The organism is Citrobacter sp. BDA59-3 (genome assembly GCF_015167655.1).
Classification (GTDB): Bacteria; Pseudomonadota; Gammaproteobacteria; order Enterobacterales; family Enterobacteriaceae; genus Phytobacter; species Phytobacter diazotrophicus.
Genome location: NZ_CP063427.1, coordinates 1,290,251 through 1,307,965, shown reverse-complemented (window position 1 = coordinate 1,307,965; position 17,715 = coordinate 1,290,251). Strand labels below are relative to the sequence as shown.

20 protein-coding genes are annotated in these 17,715 nt (G+C 50.9%); 10 read left to right on the top strand and 10 right to left on the bottom strand.

Features of this window, described 5'->3' with window-relative positions; translation table 11 throughout:
- Positions 1 to 78: 78 nt before the first annotated feature.
- Genes IP582_RS06065 through IP582_RS06055 form a run of 3 tightly spaced genes read right to left on the bottom strand, consistent with a single transcriptional unit; the run spans position 79 to position 3,727 of the window.
- Positions 79 to 1,113 carry an ABC transporter ATP-binding protein gene (locus tag IP582_RS06065; RefSeq protein WP_193795384.1) on the bottom strand — a complete coding sequence of 345 codons (1,035 nt, stop codon included), beginning with the start codon at positions 1,111 to 1,113 and terminating at the stop codon, positions 79 to 81.
- 1 nt (position 1,114) lies between these two features.
- A complete protein-coding gene (locus IP582_RS06060; RefSeq protein ID WP_193795383.1) occupies positions 1,115 to 2,689 on the bottom strand; it encodes an iron ABC transporter permease in 1,575 nt (524 codons plus the stop codon).
- A 21-nt stretch (positions 2,690 to 2,710) separates the two neighbouring features.
- Entirely contained in the window at positions 2,711 to 3,727 is a 1,017-nt protein-coding gene (locus IP582_RS06055) for an iron ABC transporter substrate-binding protein (RefSeq protein WP_193795382.1), read from the bottom strand.
- Positions 3,728 to 4,064: 337 nt separating this feature from the next.
- On the opposite strand from IP582_RS06055, the gene IP582_RS06050 reads away from it, so the two are divergent.
- The 6 genes from IP582_RS06050 (at position 4,065) to IP582_RS06025 (ending at position 7,243) form a co-directional block, all read left to right on the top strand.
- Positions 4,065 to 4,283: a hypothetical protein gene (locus IP582_RS06050; protein ID WP_041852301.1), complete on the top strand. Its 219-nt coding sequence runs from the start codon at positions 4,065 to 4,067 to the stop codon at positions 4,281 to 4,283.
- Positions 4,284 to 4,378: 95 nt separating this feature from the next.
- Complete coding sequence (locus IP582_RS06045) at positions 4,379 to 4,789, top strand: GFA family protein (RefSeq protein WP_193795381.1); 411 nt, start codon at positions 4,379 to 4,381, stop codon at positions 4,787 to 4,789.
- Positions 4,790 to 4,926: 137 nt separating this feature from the next.
- Complete coding sequence (gene uxuA, locus IP582_RS06040; RefSeq protein WP_193795380.1) at positions 4,927 to 5,997, top strand: mannonate dehydratase; 1,071 nt, start codon at positions 4,927 to 4,929, stop codon at positions 5,995 to 5,997.
- Positions 5,998 to 6,218: 221 nt separating this feature from the next.
- Complete coding sequence (locus IP582_RS06035; RefSeq protein WP_193795379.1) at positions 6,219 to 6,455, top strand: hypothetical protein; 237 nt, start codon at positions 6,219 to 6,221, stop codon at positions 6,453 to 6,455.
- A gap of 109 nt (positions 6,456 to 6,564) precedes the next feature.
- Positions 6,565 to 6,867, top strand: a complete 303-nt coding sequence (locus IP582_RS06030) for a hypothetical protein (protein WP_041852305.1) — start codon at positions 6,565 to 6,567, stop codon at positions 6,865 to 6,867.
- Between the two features lie 163 nt (positions 6,868 to 7,030).
- Positions 7,031 to 7,243 (top strand): hypothetical protein, encoded by a 213-nt coding sequence (locus tag IP582_RS06025; protein ID WP_193795378.1) that lies wholly within the window; start codon positions 7,031 to 7,033, stop codon positions 7,241 to 7,243.
- 109 nt (positions 7,244 to 7,352) lie between these two features.
- Here the strand turns inward: IP582_RS06025 and IP582_RS06020 are convergent, their stop codons facing one another.
- The 3 genes from IP582_RS06020 to IP582_RS06010 form a co-directional block, all read right to left on the bottom strand.
- Complete coding sequence (locus IP582_RS06020) at positions 7,353 to 7,601, bottom strand: biofilm development regulator YmgB/AriR family protein (protein WP_193795377.1); 249 nt, start codon at positions 7,599 to 7,601, stop codon at positions 7,353 to 7,355.
- 154 nt (positions 7,602 to 7,755) lie between these two features.
- The gene (locus tag IP582_RS06015) at positions 7,756 to 8,229 is read right to left on the bottom strand and encodes a hypothetical protein (protein WP_193795376.1); all 474 of its coding nucleotides are present in this window, start codon (positions 8,227 to 8,229) and stop codon (positions 7,756 to 7,758) included.
- Positions 8,216 to 9,025, bottom strand: coding sequence for a winged helix-turn-helix domain-containing protein (locus tag IP582_RS06010; RefSeq protein WP_193795375.1), 810 nt, complete (start codon positions 9,023 to 9,025; stop codon positions 8,216 to 8,218). Before IP582_RS06010 ends, IP582_RS06015 begins: the two co-directional genes overlap by 14 nt.
- Positions 9,026 to 9,651: 626 nt before the next feature.
- Here IP582_RS06010 and IP582_RS06005 point away from each other — a divergent pair.
- From IP582_RS06005 to IP582_RS05995, 3 genes are all read left to right on the top strand, one after another.
- The gene (locus tag IP582_RS06005; protein WP_223878730.1) at positions 9,652 to 10,068 is read left to right on the top strand and encodes a helix-turn-helix domain-containing protein; all 417 of its coding nucleotides are present in this window, start codon (positions 9,652 to 9,654) and stop codon (positions 10,066 to 10,068) included.
- 402 nt (positions 10,069 to 10,470) lie between these two features.
- Complete coding sequence (locus IP582_RS25490) at positions 10,471 to 12,147, top strand: methyl-accepting chemotaxis protein (RefSeq protein WP_193795374.1); 1,677 nt, start codon at positions 10,471 to 10,473, stop codon at positions 12,145 to 12,147.
- Between the two features lie 108 nt (positions 12,148 to 12,255).
- Positions 12,256 to 13,857 (top strand): EAL domain-containing protein, encoded by a 1,602-nt coding sequence (locus IP582_RS05995; protein ID WP_193795373.1) that lies wholly within the window; start codon positions 12,256 to 12,258, stop codon positions 13,855 to 13,857.
- A 142-nt stretch (positions 13,858 to 13,999) separates the two neighbouring features.
- On the opposite strand, the gene IP582_RS05990 is transcribed toward IP582_RS05995, so the two are convergent.
- The 3 genes from IP582_RS05990 to eamB form a co-directional block, all read right to left on the bottom strand.
- A complete protein-coding gene (locus tag IP582_RS05990; RefSeq protein ID WP_193795372.1) occupies positions 14,000 to 14,791 on the bottom strand; it encodes a phosphate/phosphite/phosphonate ABC transporter substrate-binding protein in 792 nt (263 codons plus the stop codon).
- Entirely contained in the window at positions 14,781 to 15,758 is a 978-nt protein-coding gene (locus IP582_RS05985; protein WP_193795371.1) for a fatty acid desaturase, read from the bottom strand. Before IP582_RS05985 ends, IP582_RS05990 begins: the two co-directional genes overlap by 11 nt.
- 112 nt (positions 15,759 to 15,870) lie before the next feature.
- On the bottom strand, positions 15,871 to 16,458 hold the full coding sequence (eamB, locus tag IP582_RS05980) for a cysteine/O-acetylserine transporter (protein ID WP_193795370.1): 588 nt from the start codon (positions 16,456 to 16,458) through the stop codon (positions 15,871 to 15,873).
- Between the two features lie 110 nt (positions 16,459 to 16,568).
- Between eamB and IP582_RS05975 the strand changes: the two genes are divergently transcribed.
- Positions 16,569 to 17,474: a LysR family transcriptional regulator gene (locus IP582_RS05975; protein ID WP_193795369.1), complete on the top strand. Its 906-nt coding sequence runs from the start codon at positions 16,569 to 16,571 to the stop codon at positions 17,472 to 17,474.
- Positions 17,475 to 17,496: 22 nt separating this feature from the next.
- Here the strand turns inward: IP582_RS05975 and IP582_RS05970 are convergent, their stop codons facing one another.
- On the bottom strand, positions 17,497 to 17,715 hold the full coding sequence (locus IP582_RS05970; RefSeq protein ID WP_193795368.1) for a hypothetical protein: 219 nt from the start codon (positions 17,713 to 17,715) through the stop codon (positions 17,497 to 17,499).

Sequence of the window (17,715 nt, the reverse complement as noted above, 5' to 3'; positions counted from 1 at the left end):
GCTCTCTCCCATTCATTATTACCATCAATATAGGCTCCTGCGGATAAAAGAGATTATGCCGCAAATCGGCGGGCTATTTTATGCCGCAAACACCCGCGCATGGCCTGTAATTTTGAGCGCAACCGTAGTGCCTGGCAATAATAATTGTGGGGTGACGGTATTAAGGGTGAGCGTTTGCGCACGATCCGGAAATCCCAGCGTCAGCGTCGAAAGATAACCGCCAAAATCGATATCCAGCACCGTCGCCTGCAACGCAGTTTCACCCGCTGACGCCGGGGTAATCATCAGTTGCTCCGGGCGCAGCATGATGCGCCGCACCCCCTGCGCCCTGTTATCATCCACCGGCACATCGCCGACCAGACATCTGGCTTTGCCGTTGGCGACCTCCGCCGTCAGGATTAACGCATCCCCTAAAAAGAGCGCCGTCTCTTCATCGACCGGCTGCGAATAGACCGCCTGCGGCGTCCCCACCTGGGCAAACCGCCCGTGGCGAATGACGGCAATCTGCTCGGCAAAAGAGAGCGCTTCGTTCTGGTCGTGGGTGACCAGCACGGCAGCAACGCCCGCCTCAGAGAGAAGATCGGCGGTCGCTTTACGGGTTGTGGCGCGCAGCCCGGTGTCCAGCGCCGAGAATGGTTCGTCCAGCAACATCAGCGCCGGTTGCTGCGCCAGCGCACGCGCCAGTGCCACGCGCTGCTGCTGGCCACCGGAGATTTCATGCGGCCAGTGGCGCGCCAGTTGCCTGTCCAGTGAGACGCGGTCCATCAGGGCTTCAACCTGCTTACGCCGTTCCTGGCGCGAGGCGCGGATCCCCCAGCCAATGTTTTCTTCAACCGTCAGATGCGGAAAAAGCGCCCCTTCCTGCGGGACAAAACCAATTTTTCGCTGATGCGCCGGAACCGATACTGTCGGGCTAAACAGCGGCGTGCCGCGCATCGTTATCTGGCCGCTATCGGGCATCTCAAAGCCGGCAATCAGGCGTAATAGGGTAGTTTTACCAGAGCCTGACGGCCCCACTATCGCGGTGCGGCTGCCGGGTGACAGTGAAAGCGTGATGTTATCCAGCACCTGAGTGTGGCCAAATTTTTTCGACACATTAATAAGCTCGAACATCTTAACGACCCGATAGTTTTTGTGATTGCTTGTAAAGCAGGCCCGTCAGGGGAAGAGAAATCAGGATCATGCACAGGGCATACGGGGCCGCAGCAACGTAGTCAATCTCACTGGTCAGCGCCCAGAAACCGGTGGCAAGCGTGCGTGTTCCCAGCGGAGAGAGCAGCAGTGTCGCTGTCAGTTCGTTGCTCACCCCCAGAAAGACCAGTGCCGCGGCAGCCGCCGCACCGGGCGCCGCCAGGCGCATTGTCACGCGACACAGCGCCCATCCTGGCGACACGCCGAGACTCTGCGCGACATGTTCAAGTTCGACAGGCGCCTGAGCGATACCGGCGCGTAAGTTGATCAGCGCCCGGGGGATAAACATCAGCATATACGCCAGAAAGAGCGTCACTTCGGTCTGATAAATCGGCCGCGCGTAATGAATGGTGACCGTCACCAGCGCCAGCGCCGTCACGATCCCCGGCAGTGAACTGGCCACATAATTCATGCTTTCCAGCAGCCGGAACAGGCGACGCGGATGGCGAACCGCCAGCCACGCGCACGGAATAGCAAAGCCAGTGGTAATAAGTGCCCCGGCCGATGCCAGGACTACCGTTTGATGCAGGGATAACCACAAGTCACCGTTCTGCCAGACCGCCAGGCCGCCCGCCCACAGCCAGCGCCCCAGCACCGCGATGGGCGTTCCCAGCGCCAGCACGACCACGCAGGCCAGAAGGAGTTGTCCCAGCAGATGACCTGCCATTGCGGATGCATGGATATTCTGACGGCGAGCGGAACCTCCCCCCACGCGGGCATAGCGAGCTTTGCCGCGGGTTGTCCCTTCCAGCAGCAAAAGCGCCAGGCAGCACAGCGCGAGCACCCCTGCCAGCATATTGGCCGCCGGGCCGCTAAAGGTGGACTGGAACTGATCGTAAATAGCGGTAGTGAAGGTATCGAAGCGGATCATCACGTACAGGCCATACTCTGCCAGCAGGTGCAGGCCCACCAGCAGCGCGCCGCCCCAGATAGCCAGTTTCAGTTGCGGCAATACCACACGAAAGAAAACCTGCCACGGAGCAATGCCTAAGGATGCGGCAACGTCTTCAAGGTTCGGATCCAGTCGCCGCAGAACGGCGGCAACCGGCATATAAATAAACGGGTAATAAGCCAGCACGGAGATAAACACGGCGGCCACCAGCCCATGTAAAGACGGGATAACGCTCACCCACGCGTAGCTCTGCACAAAAGCCGGGATCGCCAGCGGCGCAACCACCAACAACGACCAGACGCGACGCCCCCGCAGTGCGGTTCTCTCCGTCAGCCAGGCCAGCGCTACGCCAAGACAAACACAAATAGGGAGTGAAAAAAGTATCAGCAGCAGCGTGTTCGCCAGTAACTCCGCGACACGCGGGCGAAAAACGAGCGCCTTAACGCTCTCCCATCCCGTATCAATACCTGTCGCAATCACAAACCCAACGGGCAGTAACGCCAACAGGGAAACCAGCATGGCTAATATCACCAACATTCGCGCGGGGCGATGCTGATGCGTTTGGCGTTGCTGTTTTCCAGCCAACGGAATGCTCAAACCAGACATAAGGCGCTCACTGTTATTATTTTAAAGAATACCCGCCTGGGTCATCAGCTCGGTGACTTTTTTACTGTTGAGGGTAGACGGTTCAACTTTCGGCGCTTCAAGTTTATTCAGCGGTACCAGTTTTTCGTTTGAGGCAGCGTTCACGCCCACCGCATATTCAAATGCGTTGTTGGTGCGCAGAATATCCTGCCCGGTTTTGCCGGTGATCCATTTAATAAAGGCCTGGGCCTGCGCTTTATGTTTGCTGGACGCTAACACACCGCCACCGGAAATACTGACAAAGGCACCCGGATCCTGATGTTTGAAATAGTGAAGTTGCGTGTTTTTGCTGTTCTCACCGGTTTTCGCCTGATCGACAAAATAGTAGTAATGGTAAATAACGCCACTATCAATCTGCCCGGCGTTCACCGCTTTTAAGACAGTACTGTTACCTTTATAAGCAACAAAATTGGTTTTCATCGCTTTCAGCCAGTCGAGGGTCGCCGGTTCGCCTTTTAACGCCAGCATAGCGCTGACAATCGCCTGGAAATCGGCACCCGACGGAGAGGCCGCCCAGCGCCCTTTCCATTCCGGCTTCGCTAAATCCATGAGAGATGTCGGCACCTGGGCCGGGCTGATTTTGCTCGGGTTATAAACGAACACGGTGCTACGCGCGGCAATCCCAATCCAGCGGCCATGGGCCGGACGATAAGCGGCAGGCACCTGTTTTAGAGTATCGGCATCCAGCGGAGTGAACAGGTTTGCGTTGTCGACCAGGGTCATGGCCGGAGAGTTTTCAGTCAGGAAAACATCGGCAGGCGAAACACTTCCTTCCTGGACAAGCTGATTACCCAGCTCGGTATCGCCGCCATTACGCAGGGTCACTTTAATCCCGGTCTCTTTCGTGAAACCATCAACCCACGACTGAACCAGATTTTCATGCTGGGCATTATAAATGACAATGCCGTCATCATTGTCGGCCGCAAAAGCAGAAGAACCCGCGAAAACAGAAGAGATGACCAAAGCTATCGAACACATGGCAGAAAAGCGATTTCTCATATTTATTCCTTATAAAAGGTGTGTCTAAACGAAGCGTTTGCAAGCTGGCTGGAGTTTAAACGCACAGATATCGGAATGAGAATCGAAATAATTCTCAACATTTGAGTTCGCTATTTAATACTGCCGAATTTTAAATATTTTAATAAACATATCGTTTTGAATTTCGAGAACATCCAAAGATTAAGAAAACCTTAACCTGTCTGAAATTTATCAACTTTTTCCAGCTTCCATTTTTTGGTAACGTCCTTTCTTTTCCGGGTTTATAAAATTAATATCATTCTATCCCTGATGCCAGCAGGGACACTATAATTAATAATAAAAGGCACGCTGACACATCATGAACGGTAAAAAAATAGATACCATCGCAAAAATTGCCATGCGCAGTCGTGGCATTACGGTAAAGGAAAAAAGAGTTCGCTTTCAGGGCGTCACTGTTCTTTTTCGCTACAATGAAGGCCGTTATGATGTCTTCTCTGATAACGAAAAGGTCGACTCTATCGAAACCAATAACATTAATCAGGCTATTGCTGAATACAAGAAGAAAAAGCAAAGCTAACGCCTCCTGCCCCGTTCTTCCCCTGACAACTCAACCGCGTTAGACGCCAGACGGCTACACTCATCACATCCTCTTTTGTCGCTATGGAGATTGTTATGTCAGAAAAGCTTCACGCGCAGTGCCACTGCGGTGCCGTCGCATTTACCGTTGAACTCACTGATGGGTTCAATACTATCCGCCGCTGTAATTGCACCTTCTGCCGAATGCGCGGTGCGGTAGCCGTCTCTGCCCAGCTATCCGGGTTGGAAGTGACGCGGGGCAAGGAGAAACTCACCGAGTACCGTTTTAATACTCAGGCAGCGGCTCACTATTTTTGCTCCGTCTGCGGGATTTATACCTTTCACCAGCGCCGCTCCAACCCGGAGCAATTTGGCGTCAACGTCGCCTGCATTGAAGGGGTTTCCCCTTTCGATTTTCCGGTCGTTCCGGTCATGGATGGCGTGCATCATCCCAAAGATGGCCCAAGCGATGGCATCATGGGCTATCTGACATTCAACCTGAAATAATCACTGCCATGGCTGACTTCATGCCAGGGGTTCTCTACATTTACCTCGTCATTTTGCGCATTTGCCCCTTTTACTCACCATTGAAAGATACTAGTATGGTAGTCACAGAAACATGACTGAATAAAAGGACAACTGTGATGCAAATGACAATGCGCTGGTTTGGGCCAGACGAGGATAAAATTCCGCTTGAGCATATCCGCCAGGTACCGGGGGTTGAAGGTGTGGTCGGCGCGCTTTACGACGTCGCTGTCGGTGACGTCTGGCCTGTCGATAAAATTAAACACCTGGTTGGTCTCGCCCATCAGGCAGGCCTCAAGATGGAAGTTATTGAGAGCGTTAACATCCATGACGACATTAAGATTGGCCTGCCCAGCCGCGATCGGTACATTGAAAATTACCAGCAGACCATCCGTAACCTCGCCCGTTTTGGCGTGAAAGTGATCTGCTATAACTTCATGCCGGTATTCGACTGGATGAAGACCGAGATGAATTACGTCCTGCCGGATGGCTCGCTGACCATGGCCTTTGAGAAAAAAGGAATCGACAAGAGCCTTGAGCAAGTGGTGCGCGAGGTGCTGGATAATTCTAACGGCTTCGCCCTGCCCGGCTGGGAACCTGAACGTCTGGCCGGCGTGCAGGAACTGTTCGCGAAATACAAAGACGTGGACGATAAGACGCTGCGTACCAATCTGGTCTACTTCCTTGAGCGTGTCATTCCGGTGTGTGAAGAGGTTGGCGTGAAAATGGCTATTCACCCGGACGATCCGCCGTATTCGATCTTCGGCCTGCCGCGCGTGGTAAAAAACCGCGACGACCTTGACTGGATCTGTAACGCCGTCGACTCCCCGGCTAATGGCATTACGCTGTGCACAGGCTCCATCGGTGAAGACCCGGAAAACAATGTCTACGACATCCTGGCGGAGTTCACACGTCGTAAACGCATCCATTTTGCGCATGTACGCAATATTAAGCTCATCAAAGACAAAGATTTCTACGAGTGCGCTCATCCCTCTCCGTACGGTTCGCTGGACATGTACAAGGTGATGCAGGCGCTGCATGACAATGGCTTCGAGGGTTACATCCGCCCGGACCATGGCCGCTTTATCTGGGGGGAAACCGGTCGTCCGGGCTACGGCTTATATGACCGTGCTCTGGGTGTGACCTATCTTGTCGGCCTCTGGGAAGCGCTGCAGAAGAAGCAGCATTAACCTGTTTACCGCCTGCGCATAGTTGGGCAGGCGGTTATCCCATATTTCACTTCTTCCTCTCCTCGCCATCACCGCACCGGGTAATTCCCCTCTTGTCATTCAATAAATCCCCCCTGGATTTTTGCATTTTTTAGCGTTTCGATTACGCTTATGGATCAACTTGCCTGCCGCATGGCGTTCGCCAAATCTTTGGCTAAAGATCGTGACTGAATGAGGTCGTCGTGAAGGGTATCCGTGACAGCGATAATGGTGCCATTAAGTGCTCTTTAACACAGATGCGCTCGTGTGAAGAGAGGTTGGGCGCGCTTTTGATAGAGATGTTGCACGCTAAGCAAACCATCAGCAAACGCACCATCTGCCTTAAAATTGCTGCCCGCATCGCGACTGAGACGGACGCGGCAACCGAAGCGCAACTTAACGCCTTAATGGCGCTGATCTTTACCAAAGGTCAGAAGTGAAAGCGCGGCCATCTTTTAAATAAGATCAGCAAAAAGAGGCAGGTTTGGCCTGAGTGTGCATAATATTTTGGGCTTGTGTAAAACAGTGTCGTAAATTTTGAGAGGCGAAATGAGTAAAAATGATAAGGACAAACTTGTAGATACTGTCATGGGAGAAGCGATTCTTACGCTTCTGGAATCAGCGGATGATATTTCTTTCGATGCCTTAATTGTGCAATTGCAGGAAAACCTAAGTAGTGAAACCGACAGTGAAAGGCAGGAAGCCTGGCGAAGCGCAATCAGTGGTGTGCACCATTTCCGTACGCAGCCCGAGCACAGCAAGAAAAGCGCCTGGTCTTTGCAAACGACCCAGCGCAAAAGTCGACTCCGTGACGACACTCTGTTAAGTATCAGCAAAGCAATCAAACACTAAGCATACACGCCCTGTTTAACCTGTATGGTTAACAGGTTTGCGATTCCACCTGTACCCTTCTAATCAGACTTGCGTCAGCATGTTCCGACATAATGCTCATTGTGAATTTGATCTGGCCTCACGGCTTTAGAAGACGTTCATCATCTCAGCAACGGGAAAGTAATTGAACGAAAATGAGCAAGTTCAACCAGAGGAAATCCATGAGGCGATTGGCCTGGCCGCCACTTATCTTATGAATTCGCGCCTGCCCATAAAGGCAGATAACCTCGTCATGGTGCTTCGCGCGCAGGAAGTCATGGCAACATGTTCCCGCCAGAGAAGCGTTCTGGAAGCCACCCGACACTATCTGATGCAGCGGCGCAAAAAGCCGCTGTAATGGCTACCCGGCATTATCCTGGCGTGACGGAGACAAATACGATTGATGGCTGCCTTCGATTTCATCGCGAAGGCAGCATATTTTCAGGCAGGGAATCAGAAAATTTGAATTAAACGTCGTCGGGGGTTTTCTGAACAACCATTTCAAGCGCGTTGCGATAGATATCCAGTTTGATGACATCTTTTTCAATTTCAAGCAGTTGAATGAGCGCAAAGATAAGGTCTTTATTGCTTACATCAGCCTTGTGAGCATGGAGGCTCTGCGTGATTTCTGCGATAAGCTGTTCTTCCGCCTCGAAAGCATGAGGATCGCGACCAAAAAAGGCGTTTAGTTGTTCCTCAGTTGTCGTGCTCTGCATATTCATTCCTGTAAAAAAGTAAACCACGGCTCTCTGCAAGGTGTCAGAAGAACCAAACCAAGAATAAAATTAGACAGCAATCTCATTACCCGCAATGTCACTGATGAAATTTTTTGACCGTCTGGTCCAGACGCGCTTTGCCGCTTGCCTGACATCAATCATTCCGGCTTTTTGTACAGTAAAATACTGGCGTATGACCATAGACAAAATAGTAACTTGCCGCATTCGCTCGCACGATATCGATACTGATACCACGATCGCGAAGATGGTAAAAATCAGGCATCTGGTCCAGCAAAGGTTCCGTCCGTTTTGGCAGTTCATTGGTGTCGTTCGATACCATAATCATTTTCCCATTCTCATACCAATAATTAAAAGAGACGTTATTACTGGTAGACAGCGCCGGCTGAGTCCCTTTTATATATTTCCCCGATGATTCATAACTGCCACTACCGCCATCGAATGAATAATTGGTAATGATATCCATTATGGCATCCTCATCGACAATAATGGCATGTGCATCACAGGTAAAATGGTTACGCTGATAGCTGAGATACCCGGCGCAAAGTAGCGGCGTCACAATGGCGATTAAGATAGCTCCCCAGAGCAGAAAAAGTTTATTGGTTTTCATGATATTTCTGCCGATAAAAAAGGGTCCTGCAATGTGCATTAGCACTATCAGGTGTTTTATCACATATGAAGATTGATATTCCCTGTTGCAGGCGATTGACAGTCATATAGGCACTGTCCCCTGGCTTACAGATGATCGGATAACGCGCCGATAACGCATTAAACTGACTGCGACTGTGCTCCACATCGTACCAGGAAGAAAAAACCTCACAGTTGCCGATTTTTCCAACCTGCTGATAATCCGCAAACACGGCTTTATCATCATTAAGTGAGCCGTAGAGCACAGCACATGAGAGGCAAAACAGCAGGCCTGCCATAAAAAAGGCAACAGGTGAATGTAATAGCGCATCCCATCTTGAGTCTTGCTTGTTGATGATTATATTGTCATTCGCAACGGGCATATGCCCGGCCTCAACAGGCTCAGGGATAACCGTTCTCTGTGGCAGAAAATCGGCCACTTCCCCCGCGTAAATTTGCGCGACAGATTTAAACCCTGCCTTGGGAATTGTTTTAATCACATCATCGGCCAGTCCTGCAGACTTCAACGCTTTTCTGACTGACGCAATAGCCTGATATAAAGCGTTGGTTGTAACAACAGCCCCCTGCTTTCCCCATACCGCATCAAATAAAAAACGCTGCGAAAGCACCTCTCCGTTATGTAAAAGAAGCTGCAACAAGCATTCGTTTACCGGGCCGTGGAGGATAATGCATTGGGCAGGGTAGTTTTGTATCGCGCAAAGACGTCGCTCATCGGGTTCAAACAGGACAACATCGTTAATCAACCATGCAGTCTTCATAGCGTGATCATCAGAGATATACGCACACTGACTCCCCTTGAAACCACCGTGCGCACAAAAATCTGATTCAGATTTTTATTGTTAATTTTCAGCATGTTATTATCATTTTCTCAAACACTAAACCTACGTATTCCTGCCTGCGGATCGCTTTCCATTCAGTATAAATCATATAACGTCACTCCACTTTTTTTCCACGTTCCCTAGAGTAGCTGACATCCGGCACGTTGATTGAGCCAAAAGTAGGTTCTCCGTCAGACAGGGCTCCGTCTGGCTTAGAGGCCAAAATGTGGAACTGATATCAGCATGTATAACTAGTTTTACGCAAAAAAACGGATGCAAATCTTGATGATTGAGTGAAGCATCTTTTACAGCAAAAAAAGGAAGAACACTGTTATTTATCCAGGATAAAAAACTTAAAATTTATTTTATAAAGGATTTAATGATTAAGGCATAAATTAACATCCGCCCCCAAATAGCGCAGCGGATCGGAGATTGGAAAGCCTCAGTATCAACCATATAATCACACTATAAATGTATGGTTTATCGAGAAGCACTCTGTGTCGCGGCATCAGGCCGATCTATTTTAATGCGAGCATGACAGAATGGGCTATCGCTTATATGGATTTATGATTGGTAAAGAAATACATTTCGACATTAACAGTCGCCGATTGTACAGGTTACCAACCAGCCAATCTGATAACAATTTGATATTCGCCTCTGTCGTTTTTAACGATACGATGATGAATCTTTTTCTTTATTTATTGAAATATGGTCGACATAACAACATCAGTAAAGAAGAATTATTTCATAACATTTGGGAAGTGAGCAACTTAAGTCCTTCCTCGCAACGGCTATGGCAGGTTTTAAATAACTTAAGTAAAAAGCTTACTCTTATCGGTCTGCCCCGTGACTTTATCATTAATAAGAAAGGCCGGGGCTATACCGTAAATTATGAGGATGTTACCCCAATTTATTATCGAGTGAGTGAACTCCCGACTCACTCTATTAAAAAAGAGGAGAAGCCAGATACCCTGAGAGAGTGATGTCAGCCAGGGATTTGCCCTGCGCACCCCCGTGCAAAGGGCTTTTTTTTCTATTGTAATCCGATCGCGGGACGTAATCTGCCCCCTTTAATACTGATGCAATGAAACCGTCCAATGACGGTAATGCCGATACTGGAAGAATAAATGAATCTGATACAACCTTTTTTAAACCTGAAAGTTGGCAGAAAATTACTGTTAGGTTTCTCGATCGTATTGTTTGTTACAATCGCGGTTCTGACCTCCGGTATTTTTGGCTTAAACAATATTCAGGATAAAGTTACCAAAAATGAGCTTACAACCGACCTATTTAATTCACTATCAAGTGTAAGGCTTGGCCGAACGAATTTTCAGTACACGCTTGATCAAAAATATTTAGACCAAACAAATACCTCCGTACGTCGTATGCAGGATATTATCAACCAGCTTAATACATTTAGTTGGTCGGTTGAGGGTAAAAGCGCCCTGGACAAAACGGCAAGTGCCGTTAACGACTATGTCGAAACGCTAAATCTGTTCACCAAAGCGCTGAACGCGAAGAAGCTGAGCGAGAAAAAACTGGATACGCAGGAACTCAACGACGACTCCGCGCTGGCAGATAAAACCAGTAAAAACAGTTCACTCACTCAAAGCCAGGCACTTCTGGCCGAGCAAGTGGCTTTCCTGATGAGTGATATTGACTCACAGGTCACGGTCTATAAAAGCCACCCGACGGAACAGTTGCAAAAGGAGATTGTTGTTCGCCTGACCGCCTGTAAAACAGCAACGGAACAGCTTCTTCTGCAATTGCCGGATGACCAGAAAACCTGGCTTGCCGATGATGTGCCTTATTTCCAGAATATTGCTGCGGAACTCGAGCACTATCGCAATGTGTGGACGGAACAGTCCACCCTGTCATCTCAGCTAACAGACCGGGCCGTGATATTAACTAATGCCATTCAGGCGCTGTTTGACCTCCAGCAGCAAATTGTCGCCACGGTCGTCAGCAATGTGCAATGGCAAATGAGTACGGTAGCGCTGATTGGTATCCTGGCCGGTATCGCTTTAGCGTTCTGGATCACCCGCGCCATTACCCGCCCGCTTAATGAAACCCTGTATGTGGCGGAACAAATTGCGAAAGGCGATCTGACCAGTACGCTGACCAGCAACCGTAGTGATGAGCCGGGCCTGTTAATGCAGGCAGTTGCCACCATGAATGAGAATTTGAAAAACATCATTTATGACGTGCGTAATGGTGTAGAGAGTGTGGCGCGGTCATCCTCGGAAATTGCCGCAGGCAATATGGACTTATCATCTCGTACTGAACAGCAGTCCGCCGCCGTCGTGGAAACAGCCGCCAGTATGGAGCAGCTAACCTCCACCGTGGCACTCAATGCCGAAAATGCCAGCCATGCCCGTCTGCTTTCAGAAGAGGCATCGCAAAATGCCAGCCAGGGTAGCCAGATCTCGCAGCAGGTTATCGACACCATGAAGAACGTGCGTAGCAGCTCGCATCGCATTTCGGAAATTACCACGGTTATCAATAGCATTGCCTTCCAGACCAATATCCTGGCGCTCAATGCGGCGGTTGAAGCCGCGCGTGCTGGCGATCAGGGGAAAGGCTTTGCGGTGGTCGCTGCCGAAGTTCGTAACCTCGCCCAGCGCAGCGCGCAATCGGCAAAAGAGATTGAAAACCTGATTCAGGAGTCCGTGGTGTATGTCGACAGTGGCTTCACGCTGGTCGAAAGCGCGGGTGAAGCCATGTCCAAAATCGAGACGTCGGTAGCCCAGGTACGCGACATCATGGGCGAGATTGCCGCGGCAACCGATGAACAAAGCCGGGGTATTTCGCAAATTGCCCAGGCGATGGCAGAGATGGACACCACCACGCAGCAAAATGCCGCGCTGGTTGAAGAGTCCTCTGCCGCTGCCAGCTCGCTGGAAGATCAGGCGGTACAGCTCGAAAAAGTGGTTTCTATTTTCCGGGTCGCCAAAGAGACCGCCATTCAGAGTGAAAAACGGATGCTGTCGCGCAGTAATCTGCCAGTACTACCGACGAAAAAAGCCAGCAACCATGACAATGGCGACTGGGTTAAGTTCTGAGTGTCCGTTTTCTAAATCTCGTCAGGCAATCGTAATTGCTGATTGCCTGACGACACAACCACCGATTGCCACCCTTTTGACTCTGTTTTATGACAACGACACCGGACTATGCCAAACCTGATTAAAGCAGCAACGCTGTTTTCACAACTGCAACAGAAAACCTATTTTGGTTTCGTCGTGATGACAGGCACGGTGAAATTAATAGCCGCTGTATTTTTATCACTGGTCTTGCTGGCATCAGGGCTTAGTTTGATAGCGATGCATCAGCTACATTCAGAACGGGAAAATGCCCGCGTCGCGGCACAAAGCATCCTCACCTATACCGAGGAGTTGCTGGGCGAAGCCAGCGATGCCGCTAAAAGTAGCCTGCAGGCGCAACAGGTCATATGCAGTGGCAGCCTCTCTCGTGAACAGGCGTTTTTGCTGAACCACTTCCCCCATATTCAGGCAATAAGTTTTGTGCAAGGGGATACGATTGGTTGCTCCTCATTAACCGCGGCCCAAAGGAAAATAATTCCACAACGGCTGTTTTCACATATCGGCACAACAGAAGCTCCCGTTGAAACATTATTGTTTGATATGCCAACCCTTTATTATCTGGCCAATATTCAAAACAATACGTTACTGGTCAATATCAGCGCCTCTTTTATTAACAATGCCTTTAACCTTGATGGTGTACAGGGAAATATGTATCTGCAAATTGGCGGCGCACAGGTCTGGAGTGACGGCAGTATTATTTATGCCTCCGGAGACAACGACCACTTTATGCATCTGAGGTCGGCGACCTTCCCGGTTTCGGTCGCCTGGCAATACCCCGTGGCGATACCCTTGTATCGTTTTATTGCGGAAAACACGTCGATACTCGCGTTTGCCCTGCTGGTTTCAACAATGTGCGGCTATCTCTTCTGGCGACTGATGGGCTATTTCACATCGCCTTTCCAGACGTTACAGCAGGCGATTACGCAACGGCAGATTCATCCGTTTTATCAGCCATTCTTTAAAGGTGATACGGGTAAGATCGCCGGGTTTGAGGTACTCGCCAGATGGAAACACCCCACGTATGGCTATGTTTCACCTGATATATTTATTCCGCTGGCCGAACAGCATCATCTGATTGGCCCATTAACCCGGCTGCTGATGCAGCAAATCACCGCCGATTTTCAGAAGGCTATCCATCATTTTCCCGATGGACTCTATATTTGCATTAATGTCAGTGCGCAAAATTGCCTTGATCCCCATTTTGAAATTGATATCAGCGACATGATGCACAACCTGGAGGCGAAAAAACGCCATATCGTGGTTGAAGTGACCGAACGACATCCGCTGCATGTCACGCCACAACTGAACGAATGGCTTGCCACCCTGCGTCGCGCCAACATATCCGTGGCGCTCGATGATTTCGGCACCGGTTATTCAAACCTCGCCTATATTTGCGCACTGCAGCCTGAATTTCTCAAAATCGACAAAATGTTTGTCAGCCAGATAGACCACAATACCGATACTCGCCTGGTGGAAAGCGTCATTGACCTGGCGAAAAAAATGCGGCTCAAGGTGATTGCCGAAGGGGTAGAAACCCAGGCGCAGGTAGATTACCTGCGCGCAAAAAATGTCGATTTCATGCAAGGTTACTATTTCTGCCGTCCACTGCCTGCAGAAGACTTTATTAAGCGGATGAGGCTTGAGGTTAGCGCTGCGTCGTCGCCAGCTTAAGGGCTGGCCCTAAAAAAACCACCCCGGGCAGGAAAGCAAAAACCGTGTCAATGGGCACAGTGGAAGCCTTCAGCACCGTAAGGAATAAAACGAGGTTAACACTGAATGTGCAGGCGTAAAACGCCCTGTATTGTCCGGGAGGCTATAACTGCGTTACACCCAGCGCCGCCGACTCATCGCGCCAGGCGAGCAGCGGGGAATAAGCCTCGCGCGCAACCGGGCTAAACCCCGTTATCAACAATGCGTCGCAGACCGCCTGGTAACGCGCATCGTTGACCAGCTCAAATAGTGCCTCCTGCAGGAGTAAAAGGCTCTGTGCCGATGTCTGTTTTGCGGTGATAAGTGGAAGCCCGGGCGCCAGCGGGCTTGAGCCAATCACCACCAGTCCGGCCAGCAGTTCAGGTTCATGACGCGCTAATAACGCCCAGCTCACGCAGTCAATGGCCGCGATATCCGCCCTTCGCTGCCCAATCGCCACCAGTGATTGTCGGTGGCTACCGCTCAATACCACGGATGAGAAAAACGCCCCGCCCTCTGCCAGCGGTGCCACCATTTTGCGTAATGCGTTGTAGCCCGACTGGGAGTCCATACTATTGCAGGCCGCCACGCGGCCACGGAAATCCGCCAGCGTTGGCCGGGTGTTTTCCTCGCGCGTCACCAGCAGACTGCGGTAGTAAAAGCCGTCACAGCCGGGGGCAGAATAATGAAAGCAGCCGACCGTTTGCACGTCGGGCAACTGCGTGACCAGCGGAAAACCACAGGTCTGGCTGAGTAACAGGGCGTCACTTCGCCAGTGGGAAAGCAGCGCCTCTTGCGGCCAGACCGCGTTGACGGTAATCCCCTTCGCCGCCAGCCGTTCACTCACGGCGTGAATCAGCGCCAGGGTGTCCGGGCGGTGCAGATCGTACATCGGAAAAGCAATTTCATGGCGCATGATTGTTATTGCTCGCGGTAAACCCCGGATGCGCGTTCACATCGACAGCGCGGAACAGAAAACGCCGCAGCCATACGCCATACCCACGCACCACAAATCCCCCGTTGCGTGCCTGATAACCGGCGCGATCGTATAAGTAGACCGTGCGCAATCCGTACCAGGGCACGCCCGGTAAGTCATGATGCACAGAATGATAGTTCAGGTTAAGGAATAACACGCGCCAGGGCCACGCGGCTTCGTTAATCACCGAGCGGGCCAGCGGGTCCTCCTCTGCCCGGTGCTCCAGGAACGAGCGCACTTTGGTGAGCGCCAGCGCCGGATAACTGACCGCCAACAGAAACCAGATGAGTGAAAAGCCGCAGTGGGCAATCCACGCAAAGGTCACAACCAGTAACAGCCCGTGAACCAGCCACATCGCGATAGCATCACGCTGGCGGGTGCGAAATGCCGTGATCATCCCCGCAACCATTTGCACGATGTCGAATAGCGGGCCCAGCAGCAAACGCCCCGGAAAGGTATTACGTAACTGGATAATGCGGCGCTGCCAGCGGGGTAAACGCTGCCAGCGATGCGCGGAAAAGTAGTAGGATTCCGGATCGTCATCCGGCAACGTCAGCAGGTGGGCGCGGTGGTGCGCAAGGTGAGAATCGCGGTACAACCCATATGGATACCAGACGGCCAGCGGCATCAGCCCCAGCAGTTGATTAACCCACGGGTAGCGCGTGGGGTGGCCATGAATAAGCTCATGCTGCAATGACATATACCAGGCGGAAAACCAGATAAGCAATAACGTGGCGGGCAATAAACCCAGCGTTTCATGGAAGGCCAGCGTAGCAAACCAGCCACCATAAATAACGACTATCAATGCCCATGTCGGAAATTCACTGCGCCACAGCCAGGAACCGGACAGCCGCCGGATAAGCGCGCGCTGCTGCTCGTGTAGGTAAACCGCCTTACTTTTTGCCATCCACTCAATGCCCTTTTTCAGCCTTTCTCTGTGCCGACGATGGGAGAAAAAGCCGGAAATAACAAAGTATTTAAATGGATGAGCTATTGCGAAAAAGCGCTATACGCAGCTATCAAATAAACAGACGAATGGCGCTGTAAAGAAGCAGACAGGCCAGCAATGCATTCACCGCGCGAGCATGGCGACGCAGTAACGCCTGAAACAAGTGCCCTGCTACCGCCCAGCAAAAATTTCCCGCCGCGCCGATAAGGGCAAGGCTTACACTCATCACCGCAACAACGGCGATATTATGGGTATAGGGCAAAACAAAAGCAGAGAGCGCCGTAATGCCATAAAGGATGATTTTGACGTTGGCAAACTGCAGTGCAAAGCTGGTCCAGAAGCTCAGTAACAATGACGTTCCCTGCGCTGTCGCCGGATCGCTGCGTACAATTTTCAGTGCCAGCCACACAATATAGAGTGCGCCAGGAATGTTGAGCCAACCAGTGACGGCGGGCAATACATGGGTGAGCGTAATGGTGAAAACTGCACATAACAGCATAATCACCAGAAAACCACAGGTCATTCCCGCCAGCACGCGCACGCTGCGCCTGAGCCCATGAGCACTCACCGAACTGAGCGCCAGGATATTATTAGGGCCGGGGGTGATGGCAGAGATAACCGTATAGGTCAGAAAAGCAGTGATAACGGCAGTATTCACAAGGATCCCTCAGATAATTTTTGTTTAAACTACCCTGCGCAAATACTTAAAAAAATCGAAATATTTGTTATTCTGACTTCGACATTTTCGATGAATTTAAGAGGGAAGGAATGGATCTGCGTCGTCTGATGACACTGAAAACCGTGGTCGAAGAGGGATCTTTTGCCCGAGCAGCCAATAAACTCTGCTGCACACAGTCCACCATCACTTTTCAGATCCAGCAACTGGAACAAGAACTGTCGCTCCGGCTGTTTGAAAAAATCGGTCGTCGGATGATCCTGACCGAGTCCGGACGTAATATTTTGCCGCATGTCTATGAACTGATGCGGGTGATGGACGGGCTACGCCAGGCCGCGCTGGACAAAGACGAGCCAGCGGGCGAACTGCGTATCGCCGCCGGGGAAACGCTGCTATCGTATAAAATTCCCGCTGTACTCCAGAAGTTTAAGCAACGCGCGCCTGGCGTTCGCCTCTCATTGCAGTCACTCAACTGCTACGCTATCCGTGATGCACTGCTGGCAGATAAGGTGGACCTTGGCATCTTTTACCGTGTGGGCAACGATTCAGCCCTGACCATGCAAAGCTATGGCAAACAGCCCTTAGTTCTGGTCGCCTCACCACAACTTAACGGCGTCGATTTCACCCGCTCAGGCCAGCATATCCCCGCCAGCTTTATCATCAACGAACCGCAATGCATCTTTCGCCAAATTTTTGAAAGCACTTTGCGTCAGCGCCAGATCACTCTCGATAACACCATCGAGTTATGGAGTATTGAGAGTATTAAACAATGTGTTGCAGGTAATCTTGGGATCTCATTTTTACCGCGCTTTACCGTTGAAAATGAACTGGCAAGCGGGTCGCTGGTTGAACTGCCCTTTTCGCTCCCGGCACTTACGATCGAGGCATTGTGCGCGTACCATGCGGGGAAATTTGTCAGCCCGGCGATGCGGGTGTTTATGGAATGTATGCAGGAAACACTGACGGCACCTCAGGCCAACACCGCACTAATCGGATAAATAGTGGCGCGGCATCCAGGCATTAATCTTTAACCCGCCAGCGCACATCCCGCTGTTTTTCTGAGCGCTTTGCCGTCAACGATACTCCCTCGACCGAGGTCAGGGTGACGGTAATCGACGCCATTCCATCAAGCGGGAGCATCATTAAACGAGAGTCCATCATCAATACCGTTTCCAGCGTCTCCTCACCGAGAAGCGCTGAAACGGCATTTAACTGGTTAAAACGTTCATTCTTGTTCAT